This is a genomic window from Nocardioides pymetrozini, from assembly GCF_046058985.1.
Taxonomy (GTDB): domain Bacteria; phylum Actinomycetota; class Actinomycetes; order Propionibacteriales; family Nocardioidaceae; genus Nocardioides.
In genome coordinates this window covers 408,230-428,658 of record NZ_CP175556.1, presented here as the reverse complement: position 1 = coordinate 428,658, position 20,429 = coordinate 408,230, and the positions used below count along the sequence as shown (strand labels likewise).

21 protein-coding genes are annotated in these 20,429 nt (G+C 73.4%); 9 read left to right on the top strand and 12 right to left on the bottom strand.

Annotation, left to right across the window (positions count from 1 at the left end; all coding sequences use genetic code 11):
* Positions 1 to 52: 52 nt before the first annotated feature.
* Positions 53 to 745 carry an HAD family hydrolase gene (locus tag ACJ5H2_RS02070; RefSeq protein WP_408897904.1) on the top strand — a complete coding sequence of 231 codons (693 nt, stop codon included), beginning with the start codon at positions 53 to 55 and terminating at the stop codon, positions 743 to 745.
* 181 nt (positions 746 to 926) lie between these two features.
* Here the strand turns inward: ACJ5H2_RS02070 and proC are convergent, their stop codons facing one another.
* The 7 genes from proC to ACJ5H2_RS02035 all read right to left on the bottom strand — a co-directional run bounded on the left by proC (position 927) and on the right by ACJ5H2_RS02035 (position 6,610).
* Complete coding sequence (proC, locus tag ACJ5H2_RS02065; protein ID WP_408897903.1) at positions 927 to 1,730, bottom strand: pyrroline-5-carboxylate reductase; 804 nt, start codon at positions 1,728 to 1,730, stop codon at positions 927 to 929.
* A 23-nt stretch (positions 1,731 to 1,753) separates the two neighbouring features.
* The gene (locus ACJ5H2_RS02060) at positions 1,754 to 2,686 is read right to left on the bottom strand and encodes a proline dehydrogenase family protein (RefSeq protein ID WP_408897902.1); all 933 of its coding nucleotides are present in this window, start codon (positions 2,684 to 2,686) and stop codon (positions 1,754 to 1,756) included.
* Positions 2,687 to 2,719: 33 nt separating this feature from the next.
* Positions 2,720 to 3,466 carry an ABC transporter permease gene (locus tag ACJ5H2_RS02055; RefSeq protein WP_408897901.1) on the bottom strand — a complete coding sequence of 249 codons (747 nt, stop codon included), beginning with the start codon at positions 3,464 to 3,466 and terminating at the stop codon, positions 2,720 to 2,722.
* Entirely contained in the window at positions 3,463 to 4,176 is a 714-nt protein-coding gene (locus ACJ5H2_RS02050; protein WP_408897900.1) for an ABC transporter ATP-binding protein, read from the bottom strand. The genes ACJ5H2_RS02055 and ACJ5H2_RS02050 overlap by 4 nt, the downstream gene beginning before the upstream one ends.
* Positions 4,177 to 4,254: 78 nt before the next feature.
* Positions 4,255 to 4,848 (bottom strand): TetR/AcrR family transcriptional regulator, encoded by a 594-nt coding sequence (locus tag ACJ5H2_RS02045; RefSeq protein WP_408897899.1) that lies wholly within the window; start codon positions 4,846 to 4,848, stop codon positions 4,255 to 4,257.
* Positions 4,845 to 5,675, bottom strand: a complete 831-nt coding sequence (locus ACJ5H2_RS02040; protein ID WP_408897898.1) for a sugar phosphate isomerase/epimerase family protein — start codon at positions 5,673 to 5,675, stop codon at positions 4,845 to 4,847. The genes ACJ5H2_RS02045 and ACJ5H2_RS02040 overlap by 4 nt, the downstream gene beginning before the upstream one ends.
* Positions 5,672 to 6,610: a Ppx/GppA family phosphatase gene (locus ACJ5H2_RS02035; protein ID WP_408897897.1), complete on the bottom strand. Its 939-nt coding sequence runs from the start codon at positions 6,608 to 6,610 to the stop codon at positions 5,672 to 5,674. The genes ACJ5H2_RS02040 and ACJ5H2_RS02035 overlap by 4 nt, the downstream gene beginning before the upstream one ends.
* A gap of 57 nt (positions 6,611 to 6,667) precedes the next feature.
* Between ACJ5H2_RS02035 and ACJ5H2_RS02030 the strand changes: the two genes are divergently transcribed.
* From ACJ5H2_RS02030 to ACJ5H2_RS02015, 4 genes are all read left to right on the top strand, one after another.
* Complete coding sequence (locus ACJ5H2_RS02030; RefSeq protein ID WP_408897896.1) at positions 6,668 to 7,252, top strand: hypothetical protein; 585 nt, start codon at positions 6,668 to 6,670, stop codon at positions 7,250 to 7,252.
* Between the two features lie 58 nt (positions 7,253 to 7,310).
* Positions 7,311 to 8,072 carry a hypothetical protein gene (locus ACJ5H2_RS02025; RefSeq protein WP_408897895.1) on the top strand — a complete coding sequence of 254 codons (762 nt, stop codon included), beginning with the start codon at positions 7,311 to 7,313 and terminating at the stop codon, positions 8,070 to 8,072.
* 255 nt (positions 8,073 to 8,327) lie between these two features.
* On the top strand, positions 8,328 to 8,966 hold the full coding sequence (locus tag ACJ5H2_RS02020) for a VOC family protein (protein WP_408897894.1): 639 nt from the start codon (positions 8,328 to 8,330) through the stop codon (positions 8,964 to 8,966).
* Between the two features lie 5 nt (positions 8,967 to 8,971).
* Positions 8,972 to 9,673 (top strand): class I SAM-dependent methyltransferase, encoded by a 702-nt coding sequence (locus tag ACJ5H2_RS02015; RefSeq protein ID WP_408897893.1) that lies wholly within the window; start codon positions 8,972 to 8,974, stop codon positions 9,671 to 9,673.
* Positions 9,674 to 9,753: 80 nt separating this feature from the next.
* Here ACJ5H2_RS02015 and ACJ5H2_RS02010 read toward each other — a convergent pair whose 3' ends face one another.
* The gene (locus ACJ5H2_RS02010) at positions 9,754 to 10,788 is read right to left on the bottom strand and encodes a LacI family DNA-binding transcriptional regulator (RefSeq protein ID WP_408897892.1); all 1,035 of its coding nucleotides are present in this window, start codon (positions 10,786 to 10,788) and stop codon (positions 9,754 to 9,756) included.
* A 103-nt stretch (positions 10,789 to 10,891) separates the two neighbouring features.
* Here ACJ5H2_RS02010 and radA point away from each other — a divergent pair, with 103 nt between their 5' ends.
* Both radA and disA read left to right on the top strand, forming a co-directional pair.
* Positions 10,892 to 12,322, top strand: coding sequence for a DNA repair protein RadA (radA, locus tag ACJ5H2_RS02005; RefSeq protein ID WP_408897891.1), 1,431 nt, complete (start codon positions 10,892 to 10,894; stop codon positions 12,320 to 12,322).
* A 139-nt stretch (positions 12,323 to 12,461) separates the two neighbouring features.
* A complete protein-coding gene (disA, locus tag ACJ5H2_RS02000; RefSeq protein WP_408897890.1) occupies positions 12,462 to 13,535 on the top strand; it encodes a DNA integrity scanning diadenylate cyclase DisA in 1,074 nt (357 codons plus the stop codon).
* A gap of 35 nt (positions 13,536 to 13,570) precedes the next feature.
* Here the strand turns inward: disA and ACJ5H2_RS01995 are convergent, their stop codons facing one another.
* Positions 13,571 to 14,830: an esterase-like activity of phytase family protein gene (locus ACJ5H2_RS01995; protein ID WP_408897889.1), complete on the bottom strand. Its 1,260-nt coding sequence runs from the start codon at positions 14,828 to 14,830 to the stop codon at positions 13,571 to 13,573.
* A 70-nt stretch (positions 14,831 to 14,900) separates the two neighbouring features.
* Positions 14,901 to 15,347: a hypothetical protein gene (locus tag ACJ5H2_RS01990; protein WP_408897888.1), complete on the bottom strand. Its 447-nt coding sequence runs from the start codon at positions 15,345 to 15,347 to the stop codon at positions 14,901 to 14,903.
* A 449-nt stretch (positions 15,348 to 15,796) separates the two neighbouring features.
* Between ACJ5H2_RS01990 and ACJ5H2_RS01985 the strand changes: the two genes are divergently transcribed.
* On the top strand, positions 15,797 to 16,666 hold the full coding sequence (locus ACJ5H2_RS01985) for an A/G-specific adenine glycosylase (RefSeq protein ID WP_408897887.1): 870 nt from the start codon (positions 15,797 to 15,799) through the stop codon (positions 16,664 to 16,666).
* Between the two features lie 7 nt (positions 16,667 to 16,673).
* Here ACJ5H2_RS01985 and ACJ5H2_RS01980 read toward each other — a convergent pair whose 3' ends face one another.
* Positions 16,674 to 17,249, bottom strand: a complete 576-nt coding sequence (locus tag ACJ5H2_RS01980; RefSeq protein ID WP_408897886.1) for a TetR/AcrR family transcriptional regulator — start codon at positions 17,247 to 17,249, stop codon at positions 16,674 to 16,676.
* A gap of 68 nt (positions 17,250 to 17,317) precedes the next feature.
* Between ACJ5H2_RS01980 and ACJ5H2_RS01975 the strand changes: the two genes are divergently transcribed.
* Positions 17,318 to 17,638, top strand: a complete 321-nt coding sequence (locus tag ACJ5H2_RS01975; RefSeq protein WP_408897885.1) for a DMT family transporter — start codon at positions 17,318 to 17,320, stop codon at positions 17,636 to 17,638.
* 93 nt (positions 17,639 to 17,731) lie between these two features.
* On the opposite strand, the gene ACJ5H2_RS01970 is transcribed toward ACJ5H2_RS01975, so the two are convergent.
* Positions 17,732 to 20,293, bottom strand: a complete 2,562-nt coding sequence (locus ACJ5H2_RS01970) for an ATP-dependent Clp protease ATP-binding subunit (protein ID WP_408897884.1) — start codon at positions 20,291 to 20,293, stop codon at positions 17,732 to 17,734.
* Positions 20,294 to 20,429 lie beyond the last annotated feature (136 nt).

Genomic DNA, 20,429 nt, shown 5'->3' with positions numbered 1-20,429 from the left:
GGAAGGTGAGGGTGGCACCAGTGTGTCGGCGGCCGCTGGCAGACTGCACCGCATGACGTTCCGGGCCCTGCTCCTCGACCTGGACGACACCCTGGTGGACCACCGCGGCGCGGCCGACCGCGGCCTCCGGGCGTGGCTGACCGGCCTCGGGCTGGCCGAGTCGCCCGCCGAGCTGGAGTCGCACGTCGAGCGCTGGTTCCTGCTGGAGGCGCGTCACTACGAGCGCGCGCAGCGCGGCGAGGTGAGCTACCTCGAGCACCGGCGCGCCCGGATCCGCGACTTCCTGCCGGGCTGGGACCTGACCGACGACGCGCTCGCCGACGACGTGTACGCCGGCTTCCTGGGCTGCTACCGCGCCGCGTGGCGGGCCTTCGACGATGCCGCGGCCGCCATCGAGCGGGCCCGCGGCGCCGGACTGCCGGTCGGCATCCTCACCAACGGCGAGCAGGCGATCCAGACCGAGAAGCTGCGGCGCACCGGGCTGCTGCGGGCCGACGTACCGGTGTTCGCGTCCTCCGCGCTGCCGGCGGCCAAGCCCGACCCGCGCTCCTATCTCTCGGCATGCGCCCGCCTCGGGTCCGAGCCCGCCGCGACGCTCATGGTCGGCGACTCGCTGCGCCACGACGTGGTCGGCGCCCAGCGCGCGGGCCTGCAGGCGCGGCTGCTGGACCGCTACGGCCGCCACGACCCCCGCCGGTCCGGCGTACGGGTGCCGACCGTGCGCGGCCTCGCCGAGGTCGCCTGAGCCCACCCCCCGGGGTTGAGTCGTCACTTCTGACCCGTCGACTCGTCACATCCGACCCGTCCAGTCGTCGCTTGTGGCCAGTGGCGCCTCATGACCACTCGAGCGGTCGGAACTGACGGCTCGGCCGGTCGGATGTGACGACTCGACGGGTCAGAACCGACGACTCAACGGCCGAGCGGGGTCAGCTGCCGAGCTCGCGGGAGCGGTCCCGCGCGGCCTCGAGGGCGGCGAGGAAGGCGGCCCGCACGCGGTGCACCTCGAGCTCGCGGAGGGCGGCGGCCGTCGTGCCGCCCGGCGAGGTCACCTGCTCGCGGAGCACCGCCGGGTGCTCCCCTGTCTCGCGGAGCATCGTCGCCGAGCCGACCAGCGTCTGGACCACGAGCTCCTGCGCGATCGTGCGCGGCAGGCCGAGGTGGACGCCGGCCTCGATCATGGACTCCACGACGAAGAAGACGTACGCCGGTCCGGAGCCGCTGATCGCGGTGACGGCGTCCTGCTGCTTCTCGGGCACCTGGACGACGCGGCCCACCGAGGCCATCAGGTCCTCGGCCTCCGCGAGATGGCCCTCGTCGCAGTGGGTCCCCGGCGAGATCGCCGCCATGCCCTGGTCGACGAGGGCGGGCGTGTTGGGCATGACCCGGACGACGGCGACCCCATCGGGCACGCGCGACTCGACGAAGCCGGTGGTGATGCCCGCGGCGAGGGACACGAGCAGCTGCCCGGGGTGCAGCGCCGGGGCCAGCTCGGCGAGTACGTCGGCCATGTCCTGCGGCTTGACGACGAGCAGCACCGTGTCGGCCTCGCCGGCGGCGGCGACGTCGCCGACCACGCGTACGCCGTACCGCTCGGCGAGCTCGGCCGCGCGGTCGGCCCGCTTCTCGACGACGACGAGGGCATCGGCGCTGCGCCCGGCGCGGATCAGCCCGGACAGCAGGGTCTCGCCCATCACTCCCGCACCGACGACAGCGGTCCGCTTCTCAGCCACGCTCTGCTCTCCCACCTCTCGGGTCACCGTCCGGGGACCAACGACGTGAGGAAGAGTCGCAGGTTGGCCGGATGCTCCGCCAGTCGCCGCATCACATAGCCGTGCCAGCCGGGGCCGTAGGGCAGGTAGACCCGCACCTGCTCGCCGGCCTCGTCCAGCCGGTGGTGCTCGGCGGGTCGGACGCCGTAGGCCAGCTGCAGCTCGTAGGTCGAGGGCGCCCGTCCGTAGCGGCTGGCCAGGGCGACGGCGATCTCGACGAGACGCGGGTCATCGGTGGCCACGCTCGGGTGGCCCTCCCCCGACAGCAGCACCTTGAGGCAGCGCACGAAGGACCGGTCGACCTCCGCCGGGTCGGTGAACGCCAGCTCGGCCGGCTCGTCCCGGGTCCCCTTGTCCAGCCGGACCCGGCTGCCGGGGCCGGCGAGGGCGCGACAGTCGTCCTCGGTACGGCGCAGCTGGGCGTGCAGGAGCACTCCGGTCCCCGGGAACTCCTCGCGCAGGGCGGCGACGATCCGCAGCGTGGCATCGGTGGTCGCGTGGTCCGCAACGGCCAGCGTGACGCTCGCGCCGGCGCGCGCCGCCGTACGGCAGACCTTGTGGGCGCCTGCCAGGGCGAGGGCCTCGCCACCGGGCAGGCGCAGACCGAGGGAGGTCAGTCGCACCGACACGTCGCAGCCGGCCGCGAGACCGGCGTCCGCCAGCTGGTCGAGCAGGGTGCGGTACGCCGCCACCGCGGCGAGTGCCTGGGTCTCGGCGGCGGGCGCCTCGGCGAGGAGGTCGATGGTGACGGCGAAGCCCTCGCGCTGTAGCGCCCGGGCCGCGGCGACCGCGTCGTCGGCGCGCTCGCCGGCGACGCAGCTGCGGACCACGGTCGACGAGACCGGCAGCAGGGACACCAGGCGCTTCACCGCGGAGCTGTGCGAGAGCGACAGCAGCGGGTCGCGGAAGGGGCGCATGCCCCCAAAGTACGGGCCTTCCGGTGGTCGCGGTCAGTCGGTACGACGTCGCAGGGTCACCGCGCCCAGCGCCAGCGCCGCGAGGGCGAAGCCCGTCACGACCGCCACGTCCCGCCACACCTCGCCGGTCCGGGTGGTCGTCGCGAGATGCTCCATGGCGTCCACGGCCCAGGTGAGCGGCAGCACGGCCGCCACCGCCTCGAGCACCTGCGGCAGCCGCTCGCGGGGGACGAGCAGGCCGCACAGCAGGATCTGCGGTACGACGACCGCCGGCAGGAACTGCACCGCCTGGAACTCGGTGCGGGCGAAGGCGGACACGAGCAGGCCGAGCGCCGTGCCGAGGACGGCGTCGGCGACCCCCACGACGACGAGCAGCGCGTCGGGACCGCGCAGGTCGAGGTCGAGCAGGCCGATCGCGACCCCGGCGGCCAGGGCGGCCTGGACGGCGGCGACGGCCCCGAAGGCGAGGGCGTAACCGCACAGGAAGTCCAGGCGGCCCATCGGCAGGGTGAACAGGCGCTCCAGCGTGCCGCCGGAGCGCTCGCGCAGGGTGGTGATGCTGGTGACGAGGAACATCACGAAGAACGGGAAGATCGCCAGCAGCGCCGGGCCGATCCGGTCGAAGACCAGCGGGGTGTCCTCGAAGATCCACCACAGCAGGGCCTGGAGCAGGCACGGCAGGACCAGCAGCATCGCCAGGGTGCGGTGGTCGCGGCGCAGCTGGGTGAGCACCCGCATCGCGATCGCGCCGGTGACCCGCGGCGTCAGGGGCGCGCTCATGCGACCCCCTCCTCGACGAGGGCGAGGAAGGCGGACTCGACGTCCGCCGCGCCCCGGGCGGCCTTGATCTCCGCCGGTGTCCCGTGCGCGATGATCCGGCCCTCGCGCATGAGCAGCAGTGCGTCGCAGCGCTCGGCCTCGTCCATCACATGGCTGGAGACGAGGACGGCGGTCCCCGCGCCGGCGATCCGGTGGAACAGCTCCCACAGGTCGCGGCGCAGCACCGGGTCGAGGCCGACGGTCGGCTCGTCGAGCACGAGCAGCGCGGGCGTGCCGAGGAGGGCCACCGCCAGGCCGACCCGCGAGCGCTGACCGCCGCTGAGCCGGCCGGCCACCGTGTCGCGGTGCGGACCGAGGTCGACCGCGGTCAGGGCCTCGTCCGCCGCAGCGAGCGGCAGGCCGAGCACGCGCGCGAAGAAGCGGAGGTTCTCGCCGACCGTGAGGTCGTCGTACGTGCTCGCGGACTGGGTCTGGTAGCCGACCCGGTGGCGCAGCGGCGCCGACCCGGCGGGATGCCCGAGCACCGTGACCGTGCCGGCCGCCACCCGCTGGACGCCCACGATGCTGCGCAGCAGCGTGGACTTGCCGCAGCCGGAGGGTCCGAGCAGCCCGGTCACCCCCGCGCCGATCTCCAGGTCCAGACCCGGCAGGACCGGCCGTCCCCCGCGGACCACGTGGAGACCACGGATCGCGATCACCGAATTCATCATGTGTTGAATAGTGCGCCCGGGGCAGCGGTGTGCGCAAGGGCCGCCGACGACGTCATGGCGCCCGGGACGGGCGAGCCGTCACAGCGGACCGGCGAGGAAGCCGTCCAGGACCGGCGCGTACGCCGTCACGAGGGCGTCCGCGTCCATCGCGACGATGGCCTCGGCCCGGACGACGTAGCGCAGCACGATGACCCCGATGACCTGGCTGGCGACCAGCTGCATCCGCCGCTCCGGGTCGTCGACGCCGAGCGCCGCGCCGAGCGGCGCCAGGACGACGGGGAGGAAGCCCTCGCGGAACAGCGTCTCGCCGCCGGGCTCGATCAGCCGGCGCACCATCGCCAGCAGTGCGGGGCGGACCTCCGGGTCGTCCCAGACCGACAGCAGCGCGCGCAGCAGCCGCTCGCCCGCTCCCTCCAGGGGCCCGGCGACCCGCTCGGCCAGCACCGCCCTCGGGTCCACGGGCAGCTCCAGGGCCGCCACGAACAGGTCGTCCTTGGAGCCGAAGTAGTGGTGCACCAGGGCCGGGTCGACGCCGGCGTCCGCGGCGACCCCGCGGATCGTCGTACCGGAGAAGCCGGCGTCGGCGAAGCGCGCGCGGGCCGCCTCGAGGATCGCCGCGCGCGTGTCGGGGCTGCCGCGGCGCCGGCCCCGGCCACTCGGCGCGGTCGTCACGACGGGTCGCCCGCGCCGGAGGGTGCCGTGGGAACGGCGAGATGCTCGAGCGCGAAGTCCAGCGACGCGCGCAGGTCGGCCTCGCGCTCCTCGCGGGTGGCGCAGCGGCGGGTGTTGATTTCCAGCACGACCTCCCCGGCGAAGCCGGTGGCCGCGAGATGGCGCAGGAACCGGTCGGCGCCGATGTCGCCGCGGCCTGGCACGAGGTGCTCGTCCTTGGCGGAGTCGGTGCCGTCGGTCAGGTGGACGTGGCGCAGTCGCGGGCCGAGCCGCTCGGCCATCGCGACCGGGTCGGACTGCGCGATCGCCGCGTGGGAGAGGTCGATGGTCGTATTGGCGTAGGGCTCGGTCGAGGGGTCCCAGCCCGGGAGGTACATCTCCATCCGGCGGCGCGAGGCCCGCCAGGGGTACATGTTCTCCACGGCGAAGGCGACGCCGGAGGACTCCTCCAGGGCGGCGATCCCGTTGACGAAGTCCCGTGCGTACTCCCGCTGCCACCGGAACGGCGGATGCACCACGACGACCTCGGCGCCCACGGCCCTCGCCATCGCGGCCGAGCGCTCGAGCTTGCCCCAGGGCTCGACCCCCCAGACCCGCTGCGTGAAGAGCAGGCAGGGGGCGTGGACGGCGCTGACCGGGATCGCGTGGTGCTCCGCGAGCTGCCGGACGGCGTCGACCTGCTGGGAGAGGGCGTCGATGCCGACCATCACCTCGACCGCCTCGTAGCCCACCGACGCGGCGTAGGCGAACGCGTGCGCGGTCGACTCCGGGTAGACCGAGCTCGTGGAGAGCCCGATCCGGGGACGCCCCGGCGCGTCGGCGGTCATGACGGGTCGTTGACGCTGAGCTTGTCGATCCGCTCGAGGATGACGCCCTCGCGCAGCGCCCACGGGCAGATCTCCAGCTCCGCCAGGTCGAAGATGTCCATGCAGGCCTCGGCGACGAGCGCCCCCGGCACGATCTGGTGGGCGCGGCTCGGCGAGACCCCCGGCAGTGCGGCCAGCTCCTCGGGGGTCATCGCGACCAGCTTGGGGATCCACTGGCGCAGCTCCGCCAGCGGCAGGGTCCGCGGCACCAGCGGGCCCTCGGCCGACGGCGCCGCGCCGCAGATGCGAGCGAGCGAACGGAAGGTCTTGGAGGTGGCCGACGCGCGGTGCGTCGTACCGGCGCGCAGCAGGTGGCCCGCGTCGCGCGCGATGTCGGCCCGGATCCGGCGGCGGATCTGGCGCAGCTGGTCGTCGTCGGGCCGCGCCGCGAACTCGGCGCGCGCCAGCCGGGCCGCACCCAGCGGCAGGGACCAGGCGACATCGGGCCGCTCGTCGGACCCGGCCGCGATCTCGAGGGACCCGCCGCCGATGTCGAAGACGGCCAGGCGCCCGGCCGACCAGCCGAACCACCGCCGTACGGCGAGGAAGGTCAGCCGCGCCTCGTCCTCGCCCGGGAGCACCGCGATCTGCACGCCGGTCTGGGCCGCGACGTGGGCGAGCACCTCCTCGGAGTTGCCCGCGTCGCGCACGGCCGAGGTGGCGAAGGACAGCATCTCCTCGCAGCCCTTCTCCTCGGCCACGACCAGCGCCTGCGCGGTGAACGCAGTCAGCGCCGCGATGCCGGTCGGCGAGATGTCGCCGTCGGCGTCGAGGTGCTCGGCGAGGCGCAGCGGCTCCTTGTAGGAGTACGCCGGCAGCGGCGCCGCGCCGCCGTGGGCGTCGACCACCAGGAGGTGGCCGGTGTTCGAGCCGATGTCGAGGACACCCAGACGCATACGTCCACGGTACTAGTGGACGGCCAGGGACACGCGAACAGCCCTTATCGTAGGGCGATGCTCCGCCATCACCGGACGACGGGCCGGCCGGCTCTCGTCATCCTCAGCTGCCTGGCGACCCTGCTCGCCGTCCTCGCCGGCCCGGCGCCGGCCCAGGCAGGGGAGAAGTCGGCGAAGGACCCCGCCGACACGAGACCGAGCGTCGACATCCGCAAGGTGCGCTTCGTCAACACCGCGACGTCCTACAAGGCGGTGGTGCATATCCCCCATCTGCGGCGACGCGCGAAGCTCGGGGTCGAGCTGGTCGTCGTGCGGTGCCCGCACCTGGACACCGTCTGCCCGAGGGAGTGGACCGCCTCCGCGGAGTTCGACGCGCAAGGCCAGCTGGTCACCGGCCTGTACGTATGGGACCTCGGCTACTCGAACCGGGTGGAGTGCCCGGGGCTGAGCGCCTCCGTCCATCGCAAGCGGGTGACCATCGAGGTGCCGAACGGCTGCGCCGGCGCCGGCGAACCGGGAGGCGAGGTCCTCTGGATGCAGATCCTGACCTACATCCGAAAGTACGACGTCCATCCCGACAGCGCACCGTCATCCATGACCTGGCGCGGAGACCGCTCTCCCCAGCGCGCCGTTCGGCGCTGACCGTGCCTCACCGGCTCTGCACTATCGTGGCCCGGCCCTGACCCTTGAAAGGACCACCGTGCCCGAGGTCCCGCTCGACTTTCCCCGTGCGTGGGTGGAGTTCGCCAACCCGGCCGACGAGTCCGAGGTCCTCAAGTGCGACCTCACCTGGCTCACGTCGTCCTTCACCTGCATCTTCGGCAGCGGCTGCGCCGGCATCTACGCCGACTCCCCCGACGTCGGCTGCTGCACGCTCGGCGCGCACTTCGCCGACAAGGACGACGAGCGCCGCGTCCAGGGCTTCGTCGAGCAGCTGACGCCGGCGCACTGGCAGGCCCATCCGGGACGGCCGGTCAAGCGCAAGGACTGGGTCGAGAAGGACGAGGACGGCGAGCGCAAGACCCGGATGCACGAGGTCGACGGCCAGCGCTCGTGCGTGTTCTCCAACCGGCCCGGCTTCGCCGGCGGCGCCGGCTGCGCCCTGCACGGGCTCGCCCTCGAACTCGGGCGCAACCCGCTCGAGACCAAGCCGGACGTGTGCTGGCAGCTGCCCATCCGCCGTACCTTCCGCGAGATCGAGCGGATGGACGGGACGTCGTACGTCGAGGTGACGATCACCGAGTACGACCGGCGCGGCTGGGGTCCCGGCGGCCACGACCTGGACTGGTACTGCTCGGGCAACACCGAGGCCCACGTCGGGATGGAGCCGGTCTACGTCACCAACCAGGCCGAGCTGGTCGCCCTGATGGGCCAGGCGGCGTACGACGAGCTCGTCCACCACTGCGAGGCGCACCTGCGCTCCCGCTCGGCGCTGGCGCTGCATCCGGCCGACCCGCGCTGACGGTTTGTGGGGCGCGAGACCTAGGCGGTGCGGATTCACCACGGGATGTAGCCGAATCCGCCTGGGCGGTGCGGATTCACCACGGGATGTAGCCGAACCAGCACTTCTGTAGCGGAATTCCACGCGGGAAGCTCCGCTTCGCCTACATCCCGTGGTGAATCCGTCCCCCGCCAACCACCCCACCACGACTCTCGACATCAAGAGACAGCGACCCCGATTCGTCGGACCATCGGCCGCATGCTCAGAATGTCTGGCATGCGCCTGGATCATCTCTCCTACGCGGCTGGCCCCGACGGACTCGCGAGCACGGCTGCCCGCCTGGGCGCGGCCATCGGGCGTGACTTCGTCGACGGCGGCGTCCACCCGCGCTTCGGCACCCGCAACATGATCCTTCCGCTGACCGACGGCACCTACCTGGAGGTCGTCGAGGCTCTCGACCACCCGGCCTCCGACAAGGCGCCCTTCGGGCAGGCGGTCAAGGCCCGCTCGGCGCTCGGCGGCGGCTGGCTCGGCTGGGCGGTGGCGGTCCCCGACATCGCGATCGTCGAGGAGCGCCTGGGCCGCCCGGCGGTCCCCGGCTCGCGGCACCGCCCCGACGGCACCGAGCTGCGCTGGAAGCAGATCGGCATCAACGGGCTGATCGCGGACCCGCAGCTGCCGTTCTTCCTGCAGTGGGACGTCCCCGGCGAGCTGCACCCCTCGACCGGCGGCGACGGCACCGTCTCGCTGGCGGGCATCGAGATCGCCGGCGACCCGCAGCGCGTCAGCGAGTGGCTGGGCGAGACCGTCGAGGCGCCCCTGGAGGACGTCAAGGTCGAGTGGGTCGCCCCCCACGGCACGCCCGGCATCCTCGCCGCGCAGGTGCTGACCCCCGGCGGCATCGTCCGCATCTGAGGCGGATGCAGCCGCGGGGCACCATCCCCAGCCCCAACATCTGGCACCACACCGCGACGTACGAGCTGGAGAACCGCGCCGCCGACCCCGACGGCCGGCTCTGGGCGGCGATGCGCGAGCGTGCGGACTGGGCCGGGCGCACCGTGCTCGACCTGGGCTGCGGTACGGGCTTCCATCTCCCCTCCTTCGCCGAGACGGCGTCGCAGGTGATCGGCGTCGAGCCCCATGCCGGGCTCGCCAGGCTCGCCGCCCGACGCCTGCGCACCCGCGGCATCGCGCACGCGGAGGTACGCCGCGGCACGGCGCAGGAGATCCCGCTCCCCGACGCGTCGGTGGACGTGGTGCACGCGCGGTGGGCGTACTTCTTCGGGCGCGGCTGCGAGCCGGGCCTGGCGGAGCTGGACCGGGTCGTGCGCCGCGGGGGCGTCGCGCTGGTCATCGACAACGACGGCTCGCGCTCGACCTTCGGCGGCTGGTTCCGACGCGGCTACCCGCAGCTGGACCCGCCCGAGGAGACGGAGCGGTTCTGGACGACCCGCGGCTGGACCCTCGACCGGGTCGATATGGGCTGGCGGTTCGACTCCCGTGCGGACCTGGAGGCCGTCGTGCGCATCGAGCTGGCGCCGGCGCTCGCCGACGAGGTGCTGCGCGAGCACCACGGCCTGGAGGTCGACTACGCGGTCAACCTCTGGTCCAAGCGCTTCTGAGCCTTCTGGCCGAGCGCGTCGCCGATCGACGGCGGCGCGCAGGCCCTTCGGGCCCACGCTTGCCGACGATGCGCTCCGGGCTACCGGACACTGGACGCCCGGACCTGAAGGGACGGCTGGAGCAGGACCGCGTCGCGCTCGGCACGGCCCGGTGCGAGCAGGGCGCGCAGCGCGGCGACGAGGTGCACCGCGACCTCCTCCAGCGGCTGCCGCACCGACGACAGGCCCATCACCTGCGCCACCTGCGAGTCGTCGAAGCCCACCACCGCGACCTCGCGCCCCGGCGCGCGACCTCGTTCGGCGAGGGTGTGCAGCACGCCGACCGCCAGCGTGTCGGAGGCGCAGACGAACGCCGTGGGCGCGCTCGTGTCGAGCAGCGTCGCCGCCGCCTCGCGGCCGGCGTCGACCGTGTCGGGCACCGCGGCCTCCAGGCCGGTGGTCGTCAGCCCGTGCGCGGCCATGCAACGGTGCCAGCCCGCCCGCCGGTCCTCGCCGATCCGGGAGCCGGGCTGCCAGCCCAGCCAGGCGATCCGCTCGTGCCCCTGAGCGCGGACGTGCTCGGTGGCCGCCTCGACCCCGGCCGCCCCGTCGACGTCGACCCACGGATGGGTCGCCGCGGGGTCGTCCCAGGGGCGCCCGAACGCCACGAAGGGCGCCCGCCGCTGCGCCAGGCCGACCGTCTGGGGGTTGCCGAGATAGGTGTCGGTCACGACGAAGGCGTCGACCGCGGTCGAGCGGAGGAGGTCGTCGTACCCGCCGAGCGGGTCGGGCAGCTCCCCCTCGGCCACGCGGCCTCCGGAGAAGAGGAGCACGTGGTAGCCGGCCTCGCGCGAGGCCTCCACGAGCGCGTGCACGAAGCGGTCCATCGCCATGTTGGCGGTGAACTCCTGCGCCGGGCTCAGCCGCAGCCCGACGAGATGGGAGGAGCGGGTGCGCAGGTGCCGCGCGGCCTGGTTGGGGGTGTAGTCGAGGTGCTCGATGGCCTCCTGCACGCGGGCCAGGGTGTCCGGGCGCAGCAGGTCGGGGTTGTTCACCGCATTGGAGACCGTCTGCCGGGAGACGCCCGCGCGCTCGGCGACGTCGGCCAGGGTCGCCGGTGGCCGGGGGGTGTCCATCGCGCGATTCTCCCACGAGCCCGCGGTGCCTCGTGCCCGCGCTTTCCCTCCGGCCGCCGCGCGCCGGGTCCCTTCTGTCGGCAGGGTGTCCTACTGTCGGCCCATGGCTGGTTCGAAAACACGTTCGACCTATCGGTGCAGCGAGTGCGGCTGGTCGACAGCGCGCTGGGTGGGCCGCTGCGGCGAGTGCCAGGCCTGGGGGTCGGTGGCCGAGGTCGCCGCCTCCGCGGCCGGCTCCTCGGGTCGTACGACGGCGGCGCCGGTCACCCAGGCGGCGGTCCCGATCGGCCAGGTGTCCGCGGAGCGTGCCGGCCACCAGCGCTCCGGCGTCCCCGAGCTCGACCGGGTCCTCGGTGGCGGCCTGGTGCCCGGCGCCGCGGTGCTCCTGGCGGGCGAGCCGGGGGTCGGGAAGTCGACCCTGCTGCTCGAGGTCGCCGCGCGCACCGCCGCGGCTCGGCAGCGGACGCTCTACGTCACGGGCGAGGAGTCCGCCGCCCAGGTGCGGCTGCGCGCCGACCGCACGGGCGGCATCCACGACCAGCTCTACCTCGCCGCGGAGACCGACCTCGGCGCGGTGCTCACCCACATCGAGCAGGTCCGGCCGAGCACCGTCGTCATCGACTCGGTGCAGACGATCGGCGCCTCCGGCGTCGACGGCGTGCCGGGGGGCGTCACTCAGGTCAAGGAGGTCGCGCAGGCGCTGGTCCGGATGGCGAAGAGCCGCAATGTCACCGTCGTGATGATCGGACACGTCACGAAGGACGGGGCGATCGCCGGTCCTCGGGTCCTGGAGCACCTCGTCGACGTCGTGCTCCACTTCGAGGGCGAGCGCAACTCGCGCTTCCGGATGCTGCGCGCGGTCAAGAACCGGTTCGGCCCCGTCGACGAGGTCGGCTGCTTCGACCTCGGCCCCGACGGCATCCGCACGGTCGAGGACCCCACCGGCATCTTCGTCGAGCGCCACCACGGCCGGGTGCCGGGCACCTGCGTCGCCGTGTCGATGGAGGGGCGTCGCCCGATGCTGGCGGAGGTGCAGGGCCTGGTCACGCTCTCGCCGGCCGAGCGGCCGCGGCGGACGACGTCGGGCATCGACGGCTCCCGCCTGGCGATGGTCCTCGCCGTCCTGCAGCAGCACTGCGGTCTCCGGCTCCACCAGCACGACGTCTTCGCCTCCACCGTCGGCGGCGCACGGCTCAGCGACCCCGGAGCCGACCTCGCCCTCGCCGTCGCGGTCGCCTCGGCCCACTTCGTGAGCGCGCCACCCGCGGGGGTGGTCGCGCTCGGCGAGATCGGCCTCTCCGGCGAGCTGCGGCGCGTCCGCGACCTGCCGCAGCGCCTCGCCGAGGCGGCCCGCCTGGGCTTCGCGATGGCGGTCGTGCCGGCCGACCCGGGCACCGCGCAGGGGGTGCGCCGCACCGGAGGCGAGCGCACGGTGGACGGGATGCGGGTCGTCGAGGTGCCCGACGTCGCCTCCGCGCTGCGTGCGCTGCACGTCGACCAGCGCACGAAGCACGCGCTGGAGGTGGTCGAGTAGGACGATCCCGGCCCGGGGATGCCCCCGCGGCGCGCACCACCGGCACCTCGGCGCCATCGATCGGGGCACGAAGCGCATAGCCGAGGGCCGGCGCGGATAGGGTGACACCGTCCGAGCAGCACGTCAGCAGGGAGCACCAGTGGTCACGTCGGCCGATCCGCGACTTCGCGAGGCCCTCGCATCCATCGCCCCGGGCACGCCGCTGCGCGACGGACTCGAGCGGATCCTGCGCGGACGCACCGGCGCACTCATCGTGCTCGGCCAGGACCGCCTGGTCGACAGCCTGTGCACCGGCGGCTTCGAGCTCGACGTGCCCTTCAGCGCCACGGGGCTGCGCGAGCTGGCCAAGATGGACGGCGCGATCATCATCGACGGCGCCGTGAGCCGGATCATCCGGGCAGCGGTGCACCTGATGCCCGACCAGAGCATCCCCTCCGACGAGACCGGCACCCGCCACCGCACAGCGGACCGGGTCGCCAAGCAGACCGGACACCCGGTCATCTCGGTCTCGCAGTCGATGCAGATCATCGCGGCGTACGTCGGCGAGACCCGGCACGTCCTGGAGGACTCGGGCCAGATCCTGTCCCGCGCCAACCAGGCCCTGGCGACGCTGGAGCGGTACAAGCTCCGTCTCGACGAGGTCTCCAGCACGCTCTCGGCCCTCGAGATCGAGGACCTCGTGACGGTCCGCGATGTCGCGGTCGTCGCCCAGCGACTCGAGATGGTCAGCCGCATCGCCCGCGAGATCGAGGACTACGTCCTCGAGCTCGGCACCGACGGCCGCCTGCTCGCCCTCCAGCTCGAGGAGCTGGTGACCGGCGTCGACACCGAGCGCGAGCTGGTCATCCGCGACTACGCGCCCTCGCGCCGCCGCAGCCGCGAGCCCAGTGACCTCCTGGTCAAGCTGGAGCAGCTCTCCTCCACCGACCTGGTCGATCCCTCGGCCGTGGCCAAGGTCCTCGGGATCGGCACCGGCGAGCACCTCGACGGCGCCGTCGCGCCGCGCGGCTACCGCCTGCTGACCAAGGTCCCCCGCCTGCCCGCCACCGTGATCGAGGGCCTGGTCGACCACTTCGGGACCTTGCAGAAGCTGCTCTCCGCCGGCATCGACGACCTGCAGGCCGTCGAGGGGGTCGGCGAGCTGCGCGCCCGCAGCGTCCGCGAGGGCCTGAGCCGACTGGCCGAGTCGACGATCCTCGAGCGGTACGTCTGAGGCCAGTCGGCGCGGGATTGCGAGCGAGGACCGGCCTAGCAGCTGGCGGCCGGTGGAGCGCTGGCGTCGTCGACCGCGAGCGCGATCAGCTGGCTGACCTGCGCCACCCCCGGGATCGCCCGTAGGGCGAAGTTGTCGTCGGCGACCAGGAGCAGGCTCCGCTCGCCGGTGGGGAGACCAGGCCCCCACGTCATCCCCTCCACGATGCCCGGCTCCACGCCGAGGTCGGCGAGGTCGGCGACCAGCTCCTTGTGAAGCGGCCGGAGGGTGCGCCCCGGCGCCAGGTCGGCGAGCGCGTCGATCCCGGCGATGTCGGTGGCGGGCGGACCCGGCCACTCGCCCGCGGCTCCTCGGGCTCCCGGGACTGCGGGGAGCGTCACGGCGTACAGCCGGACCCGGGTGCCCGCGCCGAGCACGACCGCGCGCTCCAGCACCAGGTACCGCCCCGGCCGACGTGGGTCCTCGAGGATCGCCGCGACCCCGTTGGCGCCGGGCGTGCCGTCGACGGCGTCCATCGGGTAGGCGTACTGCGCCCGGAGCGTCCCGCCCCGGCTCTGCACCGAGAGCCGCGCCAGCGCTCCCTCGGTGGCGGTGGGCTCGGGCCCGTCCTGGAGGAGGGGGCCCTCGACGACGGAGGTCACCAGGCGGCCGCATGCGGCGAAGGTGAACGCCTCCAGCCCGAGGTTGGCCCGGGGTCCGCGCGGCCCGGCGTCGACCCGCAGCATCTCGGGAACGCGCATCTGCCCGGCGAAACCACCGTCCCTCTCGGCCCGCCGGATCGACGGGTCGGACAGGAAGGGGACGGGGCCGGTCTGCCGGTCGCCCTCCTGGCTCCACCAGACCGTCCCGGAGCGGGGGTCGACGCGGACGTCCTCGGGGTCGACCGTCGCGCGCCGCTCGCACACCGCCTCTCCCTGCCGGCAGGGCTCGGACAGCCAGCTCGTCAGGCTGGGGTACGGCATGGCGTCGTCGCGCAGCAGGATGTGCCTCCCGGTCAGCGCGACGTCCGGCGCACCGCCGTCGAGCGTGATCCGAGCGGTGTAGAACCGCGCCGGCGCCAGTTCCGAGCGGTCGTTGGAGATCAGGACGTAGTCACCACGACGGGGGTCGCGGTCGATCCCCGACAGGCCGCCGACGGTCGTACCCGCGTAGCGCATCCCCGAGGGAAGGGTCGTGACGCCGAGCAGGCGGACGTCCGGCGCACCGGCCGTCGAGCCCGGGGCGGCCCCGGGACCGAGCAGTGCGGACGCGCTCAGCAGCGCGGAGACGAGGAGAGCACGACGGCGCGGGACCATGCGCGGATGCCACCAGGCCCGAGCCTCGGCCAGAGCGGGGGTCTCGGACAGCGGGACCGGCCGAGGGCCGCTAGTTCACCGGCGTGGTCGGCTTCTTCGCCTTCTTCGTCTTCGGCGCCTTGGGGGTGACCTGGATGGTCTCGGGGGCGGGTGCCCCCAGCACGAAGTCGGCCTGGGCCGGCTCGCCGCCGAGCGCGGCCGCAGCGACCGTGAACGTGCCGGGCAGGACCCAGTCCGCGCGGCGCGTACAGCCCTCGGTGGACTCGCGCGCCTCGTGCCACACCACCTGGACCGTCGTCGGCACCGCACGTCGTATGACGACCGCCTGGTCGGTCACGGCCTGCGGACACTGCCGGGTGGTCCAGACGTCGTCTCCGTCGCTGACCACCTTCACCACGACCGTGCTGGCGCTGACCTGCCAGGTGCAGGCCTCGGACTCGCGGGTCTGCAGCGAGAGCGTCACCGGCACGTCGCGGCCGGCGACGGCGCCCTCGGCGACCGAGGGCGTGACGACCACGTCGGCGGCCGCGCACTCGCCCTGGGGCTCGGCCAGGGTCGGTGTCGTCGGGACGGTCGCGGGCGCCGTCGCGCCCTCGCCGTCTGCCTCGCCCGCGTCGCCCGCTTCGGTCGCACCGTCCGTCGCGGACCCCTCGCGGTCCGCGGCCGCAGTCCCGCTCGCTCGGTCCGGCTCCCGGCCTGGGCTGCCGCGGGATCGTCCGAGCGGGCGTCGCTGCCCGCGGTCAGGACCCGCGCGATGAGGAACACCAGGGCGAACGCGATCCCGAGCACGAAGGCCCGGCGACGCCAGTAGACCCCCGGCGGGAGCGGACGACGGCTCGCCGCGCCGCGAGCGGGGCTCGGGCGGCGCGTCGTGGGCATGGGACGACGGTAGTCAGGCGGGCGGCGCGATCCCCGGTGACCCGCCGTGACGGACGCCGATCGGGCACAGGTCACAATGAGGGCGCCATGACGAGCCCCCTGGTCGCGCCCATCGTGCGCTGGTACGACGAGAATGCCCGCGACCTGCCGTGGCGGCGCCCCGAGGCGAGCCCGTGGTCGGTCCTGGTCAGCGAGTTCATGCTGCAGCAGACACCGGTCGCGCGGGTGCTGCCGGTCCACGAGGCCTGGCTGGCCCGGTGGCCCACACCGGGCGCACTGGCCGCGGAGCCGTCGGGCGAGGCGGTGCGCGCGTGGGGCCGGCTCGGCTACCCGCGGCGGGCGCTGCGGCTGCACGCGGCGGCGGTCGCGATCACCGAGGAGCACGCCGGGGAGGTCCCGTCGACGTACGACGCGCTGCTGGCCCTGCCGGGCGTCGGCGACTACACCGCGGCGGCCGTGGCCGCCTTCGCCTACGGGCAGCGCCAGGTCGTGCTGGACACCAACGTGCGCCGGGTGCTGGCTCGCACGGTCTCCGGCGTGGAGTTCCCGCCGCGCTCGGTGAACCGCGCCGAGCGCGAGCTCGGTGCCGCGCTGCTGCCCGAGGACGCCCCGACCGCGGCGACCTGGTCGGTGGCGGTGATGGAGCTCGGCGCCCTCGTCTGCACCGCCGACCGGCCGCGGTGCGGGCACTGCCCCGTGGTCGACGCCTGCGCCTGGCAGCGGGCCGGCGCGCCGGCGTACGACGGTCCGCCGCGGCCGGTCCAGACCTACGCCGGCACCGACCGGCAGTGCCGCGGCCGGCTCCTGGCCGTGCTCCGCGACGCCCCGGGGGCGGTCGACAAGGCGCGGCTCGACGCGACCTGGGACCAGGCGGGCCAGCGCGAGCGTGCGCTCGCCTCGCTGGTCGCCGACGGCCTCGTGGTCGTCGGCCCCGACGGTCGGTACCGCCTGCCCTGAGCGCGGGTCAGCAGCGGGCGATGGCGGCGACGGCGTCGGCCAGGTCCTCGACGGAGCAATCGAGGGCGGGCGTACCGCGGTCGAGCGGCAGGTCGAGCTGCAGCCCCATCATCGCGGCGTCGAGCAGGTTCGCCGCCCGCGGCGCGGCCTCCGCCGGGCAGCCGGCGGCGGTGAGCCAGCCGGCGAGCGCCGCGGTCCACACCCGGTTGGACTCGCGGACGACGCCGGCATACGGCTCACGGCCGAAGAACCCGAGCGCCGCGGCCTCGACGTAGAGCCGCTGGCACCGCTCCAGCTGGCCCTCGGTGGACGCCGTCCACAGCGCGAGCACCGCCTCGCGCACCGTTGCCGCGACCGGGAGGGAGCGGAGGTGAGCGACGGAGCGGGCGTTCGAGGTGTGCAGCACCGTCGCGACCAGGTCGTCCTTGCCGGCGAAGTGGTAGAGCAGCATCCGGTCGCTGGTGCCCAGCGCGGCCGCCAACGGCCGCAGGCTCAGCCCGATCAGGCCGTGCTCGAGGACGTAGTCGGTCGCCCCCTCGGCCAGCTCGCGGCGCCGGTCGCTCGCGCTGTCCTCGTCGCTCACGCCGTCAATGTAGCAGGTGCTACAGTAGAGGATGTAGCAGTCGCTACATCGATCGAGAGGTGTGCGTGATGGCCTGGGTGCTCCTGATGGCGGCGATCGGCGTCGAGGTCGCGGCGAGCGCGGCGCTGCCGCGCACGCAGAGCTTCCGCGACCCCCTGTGGACGGCCCTGGTACTCGGTGGGTACGCGACGTCGATCTGGCTGCTCGCCGTCGTCGTGCGGCAGCTGCCCGTGTCGGTCGCGTACGCCGTCTGGGCCGGTCTCGGCACCGCCGGCATGGCCGCCGTCGGCGTGCTCTTCCTCGGCGAGCACCTGGGTGCGCTCAAGGCGGCCGCCCTGGCGATGATCGTGGCCGGCGTCGTGCTGCTCAACCTGTCCGGCGCCCACTGAGCACGACCCGGCGCGAACGAGCGCGCGGAACGCGCCGACCCGGCAGGAGCTTCCTGCCGGGTCGTTGTCGTTCAGCGGACGGTTGGGGCCGGGTCAGTCGTTGCCGGTGGCCGGCAGGTCGCTCTCGCCGGTGTCGCCACCCTCGACGGTCTCGGCGACCGTCTCCAGCGGCGGCAGGTCGGGCAGCTCCCCCACCTTCTGGCCCTCGAAGGTGAAGGTCGCGTTCGGACCCTCGCCGTCGACGTCCACCAGGACGATCTGGCCGGGACCGACCTCGCCGAAGAGCATCTTCTCGGCGAGCACGTCCTCGATCTCGCGCTGGACCGTGCGGCGCAGCGGGCGCGCCCCGAGCACCGGGTCGAAGCCCCGCTCGGCGAGCAGCGCCTTCGCCTTCTGGGTCAGCTCCAGCTGCATGTCGCGGTCCTTGAGACGCAGCTCGACGGAGGCGATCATGTTGTCGACCATCGCGACGATCTGCTCCTGCGAGAGCGGCGGGAAGACGATGACCTCGTCGACGCGGTTGAGGAACTCCGGACGGAAGTGCTGCTTGAGCTCGTCGGAGACCTTGGCCTTCATCCGGTCGTAGGAGCCCGCCGCGTCGCCCGAGTTGAAGCCCAGGCCGACGGACTTGCCGATGTCGCGCGAGCCGAGGTTCGTCGTCATGATGATGACGGTGTTCTTGAAGTCCACGACCCGGCCCTGCGAGTCGGTCAGGCGACCTTCCTCGAGGATCTGCAGCAGGCTGTTGAAGATGTCCGGGTGGGCCTTCTCCACCTCGTCGAAGAGGACGACGGAGAACGGCTTGCGCCGGACCTTCTCGGTGAGCTGGCCGCCCTCCTCGTAGCCGACATAGCCCGGAGGCGAGCCGAACAGCCGGGAGACGGTGTGCTTCTCGCCGAACTCCGACATGTCGAGCTGGATCAGCGCGTCCTCGTCGCCGAAGAGGAACTCCGCCAGCGTCTTGGACAGCCAGGTCTTACCGACACCGGACGGTCCGGCGAAGATGAACGAGCCGCCGGGCCGCTTGGGGTCCTTCAGGCCGGCACGGGTACGCCGGATCGCGCGGGAGAGCGCCTTGACGGCCTCCTCCTGCCCGATGACCCGCTTGTGGAGCTCGTCCTCCATCTTGAGCAGACGGGTGGACTCCTCCTCGGAGAGCTTCACGATCGGGATGCCGGTCGCCACGGCGAGCACCTCGGCGATCAGCTCCTCGTCGACCTCGGCCACCTCGTCCATGTCCCCGGCGCGCCACTGCTTCTCGCGCTCGGACTTCTTCAAGATGAGCTGCTTCTCCTCGTCGCGCAGGCGCGCGGCAGCCTCGAAGTCCTGGCCGTCGATGGCCGCCTCCTTGCGCTGGCGCACCTCGGCGATCTTCTCGTCGTACTCGCGCAGGTCGGCGGGCGCCGTCATCCGGCGGATCCGCAGCCGCGAGCCGGCCTCGTCGATCAGGTCGATCGCCTTGTCCGGCAGGAAGCGGTCGGAGATGTAGCGGTCGGCGAGGGTCGCGGCGGAGACGAGGGCCTCGTCGGTGATCGTCACCCGGTGGTGCGCCTCGTAGCGGTCGCGGATGCCCTTGAGCATCTCGATCGTGTCGGCGATCGACGGCTCGGGGACCTGGATCGGCTGGAAGCGGCGCTCGAGCGCGGCGTCCTTCTCGAGGTACTTGCGGTACTCGTCGAGGGTCGTCGCGCCGATGGTCTGCAGCTCGCCGCGGGCCAGCATCGGCTTGAGGATGGAGGCCGCGTCGATCGCGCCCTCCGCCGCGCCGGCGCCGACCAGCGTGTGGATCTCGTCGATGAACAAGACGATGTCGCCGCGGGTGCGGATCTCCTTGAGCACCTTCTTCAGACGCTCCTCGAAGTCACCGCGGTAGCGGGAGCCGGCGACCAGGGCCCCCAGGTCCAGGGTGTAGATCTGCTTGTCCTTCAGCGTCTCGGGGACGTTGCCCTTGACGATGTCCTGCGCCAGGCCCTCGACGATCGACGTCTTGCCGACGCCGGGCTCGCCGATGAGGACCGGGTTGTTCTTGGTACGACGCGACAGCACCTGCATCACGCGCTCGATCTGCTGCGCGCGGCCGATGATCGGGTCGAGCTTGCCCTCGCGGGCGTCCTGGGTCAGGTTGCGGCCGAACTGGTCGAGGACCAGCGAGGACGACGGCTGGTCGCCGCTGCCGGTGCTGCCGGTGCTGGCCGCGGCCGCCGTACCCTCCTTGCCCTGGAAGCCGGAGAGCAGCTGGATGACCTGCTGGCGCACCCGGTTGAGGTCGGCCCCGAGCTTCTGCAGGACCTGCGCCGCGACGCCCTCGCCCTCCCGGATCAGGCCGAGCAGGATGTGCTCGGTGCCGATGTAGGAGTGGCCCAGCTGCAGCGCCTCGCGCAGGGACAGCTCGAGCACCTTCTTGGCGCGCGGCGTGAAGGGGATGTGTCCCGACGGCGCCTGCTGGCCCTGGCCGATGATCTCCTCGACCTGCGCGCGGACCGCCTCCAGGGAGATGTCCAGCGACTCGAGCGCCTTGGCGGCGACACCCTCGCCCTCGTGGATGAGGCCGAGCAGGATGTGCTCGGTCCCGATGTAGTTGTGGGAGAGCATGCGGGCCTCTTCCTGGGCCAGCACGACCACCCGGCGGGCACGGTCAGTGAACCGCTCGAACATTGCACGCTCCTCACACGTCACACGGGGCTGTTCAAAGGGTTACAACCCCGCTCCCACCCTACGCGTTCCATGGGAGCGGCCTTTCTTCGTCCGCTGTCAGCGAACGGGGCCGGCGCGAGTTTCACCGGCCGGCCGG

Excerpts from the sequence above, each read along its gene's own strand:
- radA (WP_408897891.1), top strand. The coding sequence starts at position 10,892 with ATGGCTGGTTCGAAAACACGTTCGACCTATCGGTGCAGCGAGTGCGGC.
- ACJ5H2_RS01995 (WP_408897889.1), bottom strand. The coding sequence starts at position 14,830 with ATGGTCCCGCGCCGTCGTGCTCTCCTCGTCTCCGCGCTGCTGAGCGCG.
- ACJ5H2_RS02050 (WP_408897900.1), bottom strand. The coding sequence starts at position 4,176 with ATGATGAATTCGGTGATCGCGATCCGTGGTCTCCACGTGGTCCGCGGG.
- ACJ5H2_RS02060 (WP_408897902.1), bottom strand. The coding sequence starts at position 2,686 with ATGCGCCCCTTCCGCGACCCGCTGCTGTCGCTCTCGCACAGCTCCGCG.
- ACJ5H2_RS01970 (WP_408897884.1), bottom strand. The coding sequence starts at position 20,293 with ATGTTCGAGCGGTTCACTGACCGTGCCCGCCGGGTGGTCGTGCTGGCC.
- ACJ5H2_RS02010 (WP_408897892.1), bottom strand. The coding sequence starts at position 10,788 with ATGGACACCCCCCGGCCACCGGCGACCCTGGCCGACGTCGCCGAGCGC.
- ACJ5H2_RS02035 (WP_408897897.1), bottom strand. The coding sequence starts at position 6,610 with ATGCGTCTGGGTGTCCTCGACATCGGCTCGAACACCGGCCACCTCCTG.
- ACJ5H2_RS02030 (WP_408897896.1), top strand. The coding sequence starts at position 6,668 with ATGCTCCGCCATCACCGGACGACGGGCCGGCCGGCTCTCGTCATCCTC.
- ACJ5H2_RS02040 (WP_408897898.1), bottom strand. The coding sequence starts at position 5,675 with ATGACCGCCGACGCGCCGGGGCGTCCCCGGATCGGGCTCTCCACGAGC.
- ACJ5H2_RS01975 (WP_408897885.1), top strand. The coding sequence starts at position 17,318 with ATGGCCTGGGTGCTCCTGATGGCGGCGATCGGCGTCGAGGTCGCGGCG.
- ACJ5H2_RS02015 (WP_408897893.1), top strand. The coding sequence starts at position 8,972 with ATGCAGCCGCGGGGCACCATCCCCAGCCCCAACATCTGGCACCACACC.
- ACJ5H2_RS02070 (WP_408897904.1), top strand. The coding sequence starts at position 53 with ATGACGTTCCGGGCCCTGCTCCTCGACCTGGACGACACCCTGGTGGAC.
- ACJ5H2_RS02020 (WP_408897894.1), top strand. The coding sequence starts at position 8,328 with ATGCGCCTGGATCATCTCTCCTACGCGGCTGGCCCCGACGGACTCGCG.
- ACJ5H2_RS01985 (WP_408897887.1), top strand. The coding sequence starts at position 15,797 with ATGACGAGCCCCCTGGTCGCGCCCATCGTGCGCTGGTACGACGAGAAT.
- ACJ5H2_RS02055 (WP_408897901.1), bottom strand. The coding sequence starts at position 3,466 with ATGAGCGCGCCCCTGACGCCGCGGGTCACCGGCGCGATCGCGATGCGG.